The organism is Kitasatospora sp. NPDC001664 (assembly GCF_053596675.1).
Window position 1 is genome coordinate 144696 of record NZ_JBSFGS010000024.1, and the last position, 10606, is coordinate 155301.

Consider the following 10606-nt stretch of genomic DNA (forward strand, 5'->3'; position numbering starts at 1 on the left):
CCCGGCTTCACCCCCACCCAGGAGCCTTCACCATGCACGTCCGACCCCAACGGGCGTGGTGGGCAGCCGTCCTGACGCTGCTCGCCGTGCTCGCCGCCGCCGCGCTCCCCCTCCTCTCCCCCTCCCCCGCCCGGGCCGCCGCCGTCCTGACCCAGGTCACCGGCTTCGGCTCCAACCCCGGCAACCTGCTGATGTACCGCTACGTCCCGGACGGGCTGCCCGCCGGGCGGCCGCTGGTGGTCGCCCTGCACGGCTGCACCCAGTCCGCCGCCGCCTACGACGACGAGACCGGCTGGACCAGGTGGGCCGAGCGGTACGGCTTCGCGCTGGTGCTGCCGCAGCAGCAGTCGGCCAACAACTCCTCCGGCTGCTTCAACTGGTTCGTCCCCGGCGACTACTCCCGGGACCAGGGCGAGGCGCTGTCGATCCGTCAGATGGTCGCCCGGGCGACCGCCGACCTGTCCACCGACCCTTCCCGGGTCTACGTCACCGGCCTCTCGGCCGGCGGGGCGATGACCGCCGCGCTGCTCGCCGACTACCCCGACGTGTTCGCCGGCGGCGGGGTGGTGGCCGGACTGCCGTACCGCTGTGCCTCCACCCAGACCCAGGCCAGCGTGGACTGCATGACCACCGGTCGCGACCTGACCCCCGCCCAGTGGGGCGACCTGGTCCGCTCCGGCCACCCGTCCTGGACCGGCCCGTGGCCCAAGGTGTCCATCTGGCACGGGAGTTCGGACGCACTGGTGAAGCCCGTGAATCTCACCGAGCTGATGGAGCAGTGGACGGACGCCAACGGCGTCCCGCAGACCCCCGCCCTCACCGAGACCGTCGCGGGCAACCCCCACAAGGTCTACGCCGACGCCAACGGGCAGGCCCGGGTGGAGACTTGGTCCATCACCGGGATGGGCCACGGACAGCCGGTCGACCCGGGCAGCGGAGCCGAGCAGTGCGGCACGGCCGGCGCCTACATCCTGGACGTCAACCTCTGCGCGTCCTACCGCATCGCCACGTTCCTCTCCCTCGACGGCACTTCACCCACCCCCTCGCCGTCCCCGTCCCCCTCCCCCTCCACGGGCACCCTCACCCTCTCCGACGACACCACCCGCGACGGCTACGTGAAGGCCAACGCCGACGGCACCTCCCCCACCGTCGGCACCCTGGCCGGCTCACTCGGCCTGGCCGTCGGCCGCGGCACCGACGGCAAGCAGAACCGGGCCCTGCTCTCCTTCGACACCGCCGCCCTCCCCGCCGGCGCCACCGTCACCGCCGCCCGGCTCACCGTCACCTACGCCAGCGGCAGCGGAAACCCCTGGAACGAAGCCCAGTTGACCGTCTCCACCCGCACCGGCTGCTACGGCCCCAGCTGCACCACCACCCCCGAGGACTACGCCGCCCCGGCCGACACCCCTGACGCTGCCACCATCCCCGCCTTCACCTCCGGCACCCGCACCTCCACCGACTTCCACCCCACCGTCACCCCGGGCACCCCCCTCCAACTCCGCCTCGCCTTCGACCGCCCCCTCTCCAGCACCGCCTACCTCTTCCTGCAACGCGGCACCGCGGCGACCCTGACCCTGGAGTACCGCACCTGAGGGAACGAGGAGGAGCTCCTCCTCCGCACCACGGCGATCCCGGCCCCGGCCCACCGCACCCGGCCGCCGCGTCCTCCTTCTTCGGGGCCACTCCTGGCCGTCGTTCCCCGTAGGGGGAAGGTCAGGGGTGGCCCCTATGGATTACGGGGGTGGACGGGAGGACCGTGGAGGGCATGGGACACGGAGATCTGTCGCGTGGTGAGAAGAACCAGTTGGCGGTGGCTTCGGCGACGCTGGGGCCGTGGCGGACGGCCGCGGGGGCCGGGGCCCTGGTGGGCTCGGCCGCGCTCGGGGTGAACGTGGTGACCGGGCACTGGGGTGCGGACGTGGTGGCGGGGCCGGCCGGGCTGGGGCTGTTCGTGCTGTTCCTGGTGGGGACCTTGGGCGGGAAGCTGCGCCGGGACGCGGCCGACCGCCGGATCCACCGCTGGGCCGCCGAGCACCCGTGGCGCTCGGCGCTCCCGGCGTCGGCCGCGTTCTGGCTGCTCAACACGGTGAACCTGACCTTCCTCGGGGGGACCGAGCTGTTCGAGTCGCTGTTCTCCTCGCTCGCGCCGGCCGGTCTGTTGCTGGTGGTCGCCGGTGTGGTCGGCTCGGTCAAGCGCTCGCGCCGCACCCGCTGACGGCCGTACACCGGACGAACCGTCAGCAACCCGTACGCACCGGAACGGCGGGGCGGCGGACCGTCCGGCCCTCCCGAACGGGCGCTCGACGGCGTCGGCATACTGTGCGCGTGCCCATAGCCGAAGAGCCCGAGCCGCGTCCCGCCGAGGACCCGTTCGACAACCTGGTCCTGGACGAGGAGTTCGTCCGCTCCGCCGAGGTCAAGGAGCAGTCCGGACGCACCCGGATGCTCACCGCCCGCTGGAAGGAGCAGCCGCCGCACGACCCGGGCGGCCGCCGCTCCGTCAACGACGGCCCGAGGCCGAAGCGCCGCTTCGGCCGCAAGCCGAAGCCCGTCGACCCCTGGGGCAACGTCCGCCGGAGCAGGCCGAACTGGCAGGCGCCGCTCTACGTGGCGCTCGCCGTGGCGCTGGTGCTGGCCGCGCTCAACGTCGAGTCGCTGCGCGGCTGGTACGCCGACTGGCGCGGCGACACCGGGACGGCCGACGGCACCGCGGCCCGCCCGGTGCCGACCGTCGGCCCGGAGACCGCGAAGCCGACCGCGGCCGCCCCGCAGGTGGACGAGCAGCAGCCCACCGTGGCCCGCCCCTGGGCCGGCTCCCCGGCCGAGGGCTGGCCGGCCGGGCCGGACGCGATCCTGCTGCCGCAGGCCCAGGCCGTCGGCACCTTCGACGCCGACCAGGTGGCCGCCCGGCTCAAGCTGGTCAAGGACTTCCTGGTGGCCTCGAACCTGGACCACGCGATGGTCTCGGGCGGGCAGACCGACACCGCGCTGTCCATGCTGGACACCGATCCGCGCCGGCAGACCGAAGGCTGGCTGCGCGCGCCCTCCGAGAAGGGGGACGCGACCTCGGTGTTCAGCCGCTTCGACCCGCGCGACGCGATCCCGGTGAACGACACCGTGAAGGTGCAGGGCCGGATGAGCTTCGAGGGCGACGGCGAGAAGGGCCTGCTGGTCCGCACCGACTACACCTTCGTCTACGCGCTGCGCCCCGGCCCGGAGGCCGGCAAGAAGCGGCCCTCGCCCGCCGCCGGCACCGTGAAGCCGGCCGGCTTCACGACCGAGGACGTCGCTCCGAACACCTGGACCGCCCGGACCATCGTCCGACGGGTGATGGCCTTCCGGTTCTACGACCCGGCCCGGTACGACGTGGACAGCAAGAAGATCCGCTTCGCGGACACCGACAGCGACGTCGGCAACAGCGCCTGCGACGTCTACGACGGCTTCTTCCACCCGCAGTTCGCCCAGTTCAACATGAGCTTCGGCACCCGGCCGGAGCCGACCGGCCCGAGCAGCGACCCGTACGACCGCAGCAAGGACATCGAGAAGCACGAGGAGTGCGGGACCACCACCCGCAGCTGAGTCCCCCGGCTGATCGAATTCACGCGTCCCCGACGGGGGCGGGGGGCATACTGACGGCGTGCCGATAGCCGATGAGCCAGAGCCGCGCTCAGCCGACGAACCGTCGGAGAAGGACCCGTTCGAGGGTCTCGTCCTGGACGAGGCCTTCGTCCGGGCTGCCACCGTCAAGGAGGCCAGCGGCCGGACCAGGATGCTGGCCGCCCGGTGGAAGCACACCCCGCCGCACGACCCGGGCGGCCGCCGCTCGGTCAACGACGGGCCGAAGGCGGCCCGCCGGAAGTCCGGGGCCCGGGGCCGCCGGGGGATCCGCCGGGGCGCCGGAGGTGCCGGGGCCTCGTGGCAGACCTGGCTGATCGTGGTCGCGGTCTGCGCGATCGTGCTGTTCAGCCTGAAGGTGGCGGCCGACACCGTGCGGGAGCCGGCCACCCCCGTGACACCTCAGCCGAAGCCGACCCCGACCGCCCCGGCCGATCCCACGGCGCCCGCGCAGGACGTGCCCAAACCGGTCTGACGGAGCCTCAGCGGCGCTTCTTCGGCCGCCCGGGATTGCCGCTGCGCGCGGCCTTCGCGGCCCGGCGGCGGTCGACGGCGGCCAGGGCCTCCTCGTACCGGGCCCGCTTCACCCTCTCGCCCGGAGCCTCCAGCAGGCTGCGCAGGAAGTAGGCGACCAGCGCGCCGACGAAGCCGATCAGCCAGACCGCGCCGAGCGACTTCTCCTCGGTCATCCAGCCGGTGAGGCTCTCCTTGCCCTCGCTCAGCACCTTCCAGGTGCGCAGCCCGGCCAGCAGGGAGCAGAGCCCGATGGCGGCCACCAGCAGCCCGTAGACCACCCCGCCGGCCTCGGAGTCCCGCACGCCCTCCACCGCGAAGCGCAGCAGCAGGGCGCCGGCCGCGGCGGCGGCCAGGGCTCCGAGCGGCACCGCGACCCGGCGGGCCCAGTAGCCGGAGCCGCGCTCCACCCAGCTGGTGCCGAACCAGCGGATCGGCTCGGGAGTGCCGTCGGGGTGCTCAGTCTGCTCGCTCACGGCTCCGATGATGACACGGGGCACCCCGGGAACGACGAAGCGGCCGCTCCCGGATCACCCGGGAGCGGCCGCCTGACGTCGGGTCAGCCCAGCTTGCTGACGTCGCGCACCGCGCCCTTGTCGGCCGAGGTGGCCATCGCCGCGTACGCCTTGAGCGCCGCGCTGACCGGGCGGACCCGGTCCTTGGGCCGGTAGCCGGTCTCCGCCTCCAGCTTGAGGCGCCGCTCGTGCAGCTCCTCGAAGGAGACCTTGAGCTCGACCGAGCGGTTGGGGATGTCGATCGCGATGACGTCACCGTCCTCGACCAGCGCGATGGTGCCGCCGGAGGCCGCCTCGGGCGAGGCGTGGCCGATGGACAGGCCCGAGGTGCCGCCGGAGAAGCGGCCGTCGGTGATCAGCGCGCAGGCCTTGCCCAGGCCGCGGCCCTTGAGGAAGGAGGTCGGGTAGAGCATCTCCTGCATGCCGGGGCCGCCCTTGGGGCCCTCGTAGCGGATGACCACCACGTCGCCCTCCTTGACCCGCTTGGTGAGGATCGCGTCCACCGCGTCCTCCTGCGACTCCAGGACGACGGCCGGGCCGGAGAAGGTCCAGATCGACTCGTCGACACCGGCGGTCTTCACGATGCAGCCGTCCTCGGCGAGGTTGCCGTAGAGCACGGCCAGGCCGCCCTCCACCGAGTAGGCGTGCTCGACCGAGCGGATGCAGCCGTTCGCCGCGTCGGTGTCCAGGGTGTCCCAGCGCTCGGACTGCGAGAAGGCGGTGGCGGAGCGGACGCAGCCGGGGGCCGCGTGGAACAGCTCGACCGCCGTCGGGGAGGGCGAACCGCCGCGGATGTCCCAGGACTTGAGCCACTCGGCCATCGTCGCGGAGTGCACGGTGTGCACGTCCTCGTTCAGCATCCCGCCGCGGTAGAGCTCGCCCAGGATGGCGGGGATGCCACCGGCCCGGTGCACGTCCTCCATGTAGTACTTGCCGTTCGGCGCGACCTTGGAGAGGCAGGGCACCTTGCGCGAGATGGCGTCGATGTCCCGCATGTCGAAGTCGAGTTCGGCCTCCTGGGCGGCGGCCAGCAGGTGCAGGATGGTGTTGGTCGAGCCGCCCATCGCGATGTCCAGCGCCATCGCGTTCTCGAACGCGGCGCGGGAGGCCACCGAGCGGGGCAGCACCGTGGCGTCGTCCTGGTGGTAGTACCGCTTGGTGATGTCGACGATCGTGCGGCCGGCGTCCTCGTACAGCGCCTTGCGGGCGGTGTGGGTGGCCAGCACCGAGCCGTTGCCCGGCAGGGCCAGGCCGATCGCCTCGGCCAGGCAGTTCATCGAGTTGGCGGTGAACATGCCCGAACAGGACCCGCAGGTCGGGCAGGCGTTCTCCTCGATGATCGCGATGTCCTCGTCGGAGACGTTCTCGTTCACCGCGTCGGAGATCGCGTTCACCAGGTCGAGCTTGCGCACCGTGCCGTCCACCAGGACGGCCTGGCCGGCCTCCATCGGGCCGCCGGAGACGAAGACCGTCGGGATGTTGAGGCGCAGCGCGGCCATCAGCATGCCGGGGGTGATCTTGTCGCAGTTGGAGATGCAGATCAGCGCGTCCGCGCAGTGCGCGGAGACCATGTACTCCACCGAGTCGGCGATCAGGTCGCGCGAGGGCAGCGAGTAGAGCATGCCGTGGTGGCCCATGGCGATGCCGTCGTCCACCGCGATGGTGTTGAACTCGCGGGGGATGCCGCCCGCCTCCTTGATCGCCTCGGAGACGATCCGGCCGACCGGCTGGAGGTGGGTGTGCCCGGGGACGAACTCGGTGAAGGAGTTGGCCACCGCGATGATCGGCTTGCCGAAGTCCTCCCGGGCTACGCCCGCGGCCCGGAGAAGCGCCCGGGCGCCTGCCATGTTGCGACCGTGGGTGACCGTACGGGACTTCAGCTCGGGCACTGTGCTCCACTCCTTCGGAGGCTCCGGGGCGGGCCCCGCTCAGGTGGGAGGGTGCAGGGCCGCCGTGGCTGTCGAGCCTACGCCTCGGTTCCAGCGGACGGACACTCCGTCCGCCATCCGGTCACTCCTTCGTGAGCACCGTGAGGTCGAGCACGTACGGGTCGACCAGCTCGCCGTCCGGGAACTCGGCGAGCAGCGCGTCCCGTTCCGCCGCCAGCAGCTCCTCCCGCCGCCGTTCCGGCAGCACCGCGACGTAGGAGCGGGACCGCAGGTCGGTGAGCATCGCGTCCACCGTGATCCGGCGGTCCCAGCGCAGCACCGCGTGGCCGCTCGGCAGCCCGTACGGGGCGAACTCCACGGTGACCTCCTTCACCGCTCCGTACCCGTGGTAGCTCTCCGGGGTGCCGGCCTTCAGCCGCTCGCCCTGGGCCCGGACCCACGGGACCTCCGGATCCCTGACGTTCCACCAGACCGCCAGCGAGCCGCCCGGGCGGAGCACCCGCAGGGCCTCCGGGATCGAGCGGCCCGGGTCGGTCCAGTGGAAGGCCTGGGCGTAGGTGATCAGGTCCGCGGTGGCGTCGTGGAACGGCAGCTCGTCCCCGGTGCCCTTGACCAGCGGCAGCTCCGGGCTGACCGCTCGCAGCCGCGCCGCCATCCCCGGGCTGGGCTCGACGGCGGTGACCCGGGCGCCCCGGGCGGCCAGCAGGCGGGTGGCGATGCCGGTGCCCGCACCGACGTCCAGCACCTCGGCACCCTTGAGCGGGAAGCCGGCCAACTCCTCCAGGCGGTCGAAGAGCTCGGCCGGGTAGGAGGGGCGGGCGGCGTCGTACTCGGCCGCCACCGCACCGAACGAGTTCGCGTGGTCGTGCAACTGATAGGACGTCATGGACCCACGGTAGCCCGGGCTTACTTCGCCACCGTGGCCAGGTGGAGCCGGGTGAAGGCGAGCGCCTCGGCCAGATCGGCCTCGCGTTCGGCGGGGGAGGCGGAGCGGCGGGTGTTGACCTCCAGCACCACGTGGCCCTCGAAGCCGGTGCGGGCCAGACGTTCCAGCAGCTCGGCGCAGGGCTGGTTCCCCCGGCCCGGGATGAGGTGCTCGTCCTTGGCGGAGCCCAGGCTGTCGGCCAGGTGCACGTGGGCCAGCCGCTCCCCCATCCGGTCCACCATCTCGAAGGCGTCCACCCGCGAGGTGGCCACGTGCGAGAGGTCCACCGTGTAGTGCCGGTACGCCTCCTCGGTGACGTCCCAGCCCGGCGCGTAGGCGAGCATCTCGCGGTCCCGGTAGCGCCACGGGTACATGTTCTCCACCGCGAAGCGGACGTCCGTCTCCCCGGCCATCCGGTGCACGCCCTCGACGAACTCCCGGGCGTACTGGCGCTGCCAGCGGAACGGCGGGTGCACCACCACGGTGTCCGCGCCGAGCTTCTCGGCGGCGGCCCGGGCGCGGACCAGCTTGGTCCACGGGTCGGTGCTCCACACCCGCTGGGTGATCAGCAGGCAGGGGGCGTGCACCGCCAGGATCGGCATCCGGTACTCGTCGGAGAGCCGGCGCAGCGCCTCGATGTCCTGGCTGACCGGGTCGTTCCAGACCATCACCTCCACGCCGTCGTAGCCGAGCCGGGCGGCCAGCTCGAAGGCGGTGGCGGTGTTCTCCGGGTAGACCGAGGCGGTGGAGAGCACCACCTTGGTGTCCGGCACGTGCAGGCCGTCGGCGTGCGGCGGCAGCACCAGGCGGTCGGTGGTGCGCAGCAGCGGGGCCCGCAGGGCCGGCTTCTTCGCCGCCCGGACGGCCTTGACCGCCTGGGTGGCGAGGGCCAGCTGCGACTGCCGGGGCGGCTTGGCGGCCCTCCTCCCCTCGACGGGCTTCGTGGCCTTGGCCGCCTCGGCCGTCTCCGCCCTCTTGGCAGCCTTCTTCGCGGCCTTCTTGGCGGCCTTCCGCACCAGCTGCGGATCGTCGGAGCCCGTGGTCTCCGGCGCAGGCGCCTTGCGGGCCCTGCGCGGCTGCCGGGTGCTGTCACCGGCCGCGCGGCCCCGCCGCGACCCGTCCTCGTCCGCTGCTTCCGCCACGGGAGACAGCGTAAGCGGCGCGCGCCGGTAATGGTGTGCGCCCCGTCACGCCGCCGACCCGCGCAGGTCTGTCACCCCGTCAGCGCGGGGTGCCGGTCCGAGGGGCTGTCGAGGGTGTCCAGGCGGCGCAGGATGATGCCCTCGCGCAGCGCCCACGGGCAGATGTCCAGCTCCTCCAGCCCGAACAGGTCCATCGCGGCGTCCGCCACCAGGGCGCCCGCCAGCAGCTGTCTCGCCCGCCCCTCGGAGACGCCCGGGATCTGCGCCCGCTGAGCCACCGTCATCCCGGCCAGCCGCGGCACCCAGGCGGAGAGCCCGGCCCGGGTCAGCTTGCGGACCGCCAGCGGCCCCGCCTCGGCCGGCGCCGCGCCGGTCATCCGGGCCAGCTGCTTGAAGGTCTTCGAGGTGCCGACGGCGTGGTCCGGCGCCCCGCGCCGGGTGAACTCGCCCACCACCTGCGCGATCTCGGCCCGGATGTACCGGCGCAGCTCCCGGATGTCCTCCGGGTCCGCGACGTCCCCGGGCAGCCGGGCGGTCAGCCGGCCCGCGCCCAGCGGCAGCGAACAGACCACGTCCGGCTGCTCGTCCAGGCCGGCCGCCAGCTCCAGCGAGCCGCCGCCGATGTCCAGGTCCAGCAGCCGCCCGGAGGACCAGCCGTACCAGCGCCGCACCGCCAGGAAGGTCAGCCGGGCCTCGTCCGGGCCCGACAGCACCCGCAGCTCCACCCCGGTCTCCTCGGCCACCCGGCGCAGCACCGCCTCGCCGTTGGCCGCCTCCCGGACCGCCGAGGTGGCGAACGGCAGCAGGTCCACCACGCCCTTGTCCTCGGCCACCCGGATCGAGGAGGCCACCATGGCCACCAGCTTGTCCACCCCGACGTCGGTGATCGCACCGTCCCCGTCCAGCAGCTCCGCCAGCCTCAGCTCCGCCTTGTGGGAGTACGCGGGCAGCGGGGCAGCACCGGGGTGGGCGTCCACCACGAGGAAGTGGACGGTGTTGGAACCTACGTCGAGCACACCGAGTCGCATAACCGCCCACGCTACGCGATCCGGCCGCACAGGTGGCCGGATAACACCTCACCGGCCCCGGGACCGGCCCGCTGCCGCTAGCGTCGCCTGGATCAACTCGACGTGGAGGAGACCGAGATGACGATCACTCACCGCCTGGTGGGCTCCGGCGAACACGGCGTCCTGGTGCTGCACGACTGGTTCGGCACCAGCGCCGGCTGGGGCCCGTTCCCCGAGTACCTCGACGGCTCGGCCTTCAGCTACGCCTTCCTCGACTACCGCGGCTACGGCGAGCGGGCCGCGGTCGAGGGCGAGTACAGCCTGGCCGAGATCGCCGGGGACGCCCTGGCGCTGGCCGACCAGCTGGGGTGGGAGACCTTCTCCCTGGTGGGGCACTCGATGGGCGGCAAGGCGGCCCAGCAGGTGCTGGCCCGGGCGCCCGAGCGGGTCCGCAAGCTGGCCGGCGTCGCGCCGGTGGCCGCCTCCGCGTACGAGCTCGGCGAGGCGTACGACCTCTTCCACGGGGCCGCCGCCGAGCCCGGCAACCGCCGCGCCATCATCGACCTGGTCACCGGCAACCGGGCCACCGGCGTCTGGCTCGACCGGATGGTCGCCAACTCGCTCGGGGCCTCCCGGCCCGAGGCCTTCGCCTCCTACCTGGAGCAGTGGACCACGGTCGACCTGAGCGCCGAGGTCTCCGGCCTGCGGCTGCCCGCCCGGGCCTTCGTCGGCGAGCACGACCTGGCCCTCAACGAGGACTACTACCGCTCCACCTGGCTCACCCACTACCCCGAGGGCGACCTCGAACTCCTCCCCGCCTCGGGCCACTACCCCATGCAGGAGACCCCGGTCGCCTTCGCCACCACGCTGGAGCGATTCCTCGGCGAGTAAGTGGCAGTGACCCAGGGGCGCGAGGAACTGCGCGCAGGGGAACGGCAGCACGTGCAACTGGCTCGCCTGCCCCGATCCAGCGCTGGTCCGCCTTCCGTACTCGCGCAGT

Annotated in this window: 10 protein-coding genes; 5 read left to right on the forward strand and 5 right to left on the reverse strand. The window is 73.1% G+C overall.

The window, feature by feature from the left end; genetic code table 11:
• Positions 1-32 precede the first annotated feature (32 nt).
• The 4 genes from ACWCYY_RS29760 to ACWCYY_RS29775 all read left to right on the forward strand — a co-directional run bounded on the left by ACWCYY_RS29760 (position 33) and on the right by ACWCYY_RS29775 (position 4090).
• Complete coding sequence (locus tag ACWCYY_RS29760; RefSeq protein WP_345289233.1) at positions 33-1592, forward strand: extracellular catalytic domain type 1 short-chain-length polyhydroxyalkanoate depolymerase; 1560 nt, start codon at positions 33-35, stop codon at positions 1590-1592.
• A gap of 173 nt (positions 1593-1765) precedes the next feature.
• Positions 1766-2215 carry a hypothetical protein gene (locus tag ACWCYY_RS29765; protein ID WP_380149572.1) on the forward strand — a complete coding sequence of 150 codons (450 nt, stop codon included), beginning with the start codon at positions 1766-1768 and terminating at the stop codon, positions 2213-2215.
• A 110-nt stretch (positions 2216-2325) separates the two neighbouring features.
• Positions 2326-3579, forward strand: coding sequence for an SCO2583/SCO2584 N-terminal domain-containing protein (locus ACWCYY_RS29770; RefSeq protein ID WP_449797785.1), 1254 nt, complete (start codon positions 2326-2328; stop codon positions 3577-3579).
• Positions 3580-3637: 58 nt separating this feature from the next.
• Positions 3638-4090 (forward strand): SCO2583/SCO2584 N-terminal domain-containing protein, encoded by a 453-nt coding sequence (locus tag ACWCYY_RS29775; RefSeq protein ID WP_345289231.1) that lies wholly within the window; start codon positions 3638-3640, stop codon positions 4088-4090.
• Positions 4091-4097: 7 nt separating this feature from the next.
• On the opposite strand, the gene ACWCYY_RS29780 is transcribed toward ACWCYY_RS29775, so the two are convergent.
• The 5 genes from ACWCYY_RS29780 to ACWCYY_RS29800 all read right to left on the reverse strand — a co-directional run bounded on the left by ACWCYY_RS29780 (position 4098) and on the right by ACWCYY_RS29800 (position 9627).
• Positions 4098-4604, reverse strand: coding sequence for a hypothetical protein (locus tag ACWCYY_RS29780; RefSeq protein ID WP_345289230.1), 507 nt, complete (start codon positions 4602-4604; stop codon positions 4098-4100).
• 83 nt (positions 4605-4687) lie between these two features.
• On the reverse strand, positions 4688-6532 hold the full coding sequence (gene ilvD / locus ACWCYY_RS29785) for a dihydroxy-acid dehydratase (protein ID WP_345289229.1): 1845 nt from the start codon (positions 6530-6532) through the stop codon (positions 4688-4690).
• 121 nt (positions 6533-6653) lie between these two features.
• Positions 6654-7418, reverse strand: coding sequence for a class I SAM-dependent methyltransferase (locus ACWCYY_RS29790; RefSeq protein ID WP_345289228.1), 765 nt, complete (start codon positions 7416-7418; stop codon positions 6654-6656).
• A gap of 20 nt (positions 7419-7438) precedes the next feature.
• Positions 7439-8236 (reverse strand): sugar phosphate isomerase/epimerase family protein, encoded by a 798-nt coding sequence (locus tag ACWCYY_RS29795; protein WP_345289301.1) that lies wholly within the window; start codon positions 8234-8236, stop codon positions 7439-7441.
• A 434-nt stretch (positions 8237-8670) separates the two neighbouring features.
• Positions 8671-9627: a Ppx/GppA phosphatase family protein gene (locus ACWCYY_RS29800; protein WP_345289227.1), complete on the reverse strand. Its 957-nt coding sequence runs from the start codon at positions 9625-9627 to the stop codon at positions 8671-8673.
• 117 nt (positions 9628-9744) lie between these two features.
• On the opposite strand from ACWCYY_RS29800, the gene ACWCYY_RS29805 reads away from it, so the two are divergent.
• Positions 9745-10497, forward strand: coding sequence for an alpha/beta fold hydrolase (locus ACWCYY_RS29805; RefSeq protein ID WP_345289226.1), 753 nt, complete (start codon positions 9745-9747; stop codon positions 10495-10497).
• Positions 10498-10606: the final 109 nt, after the last annotated feature.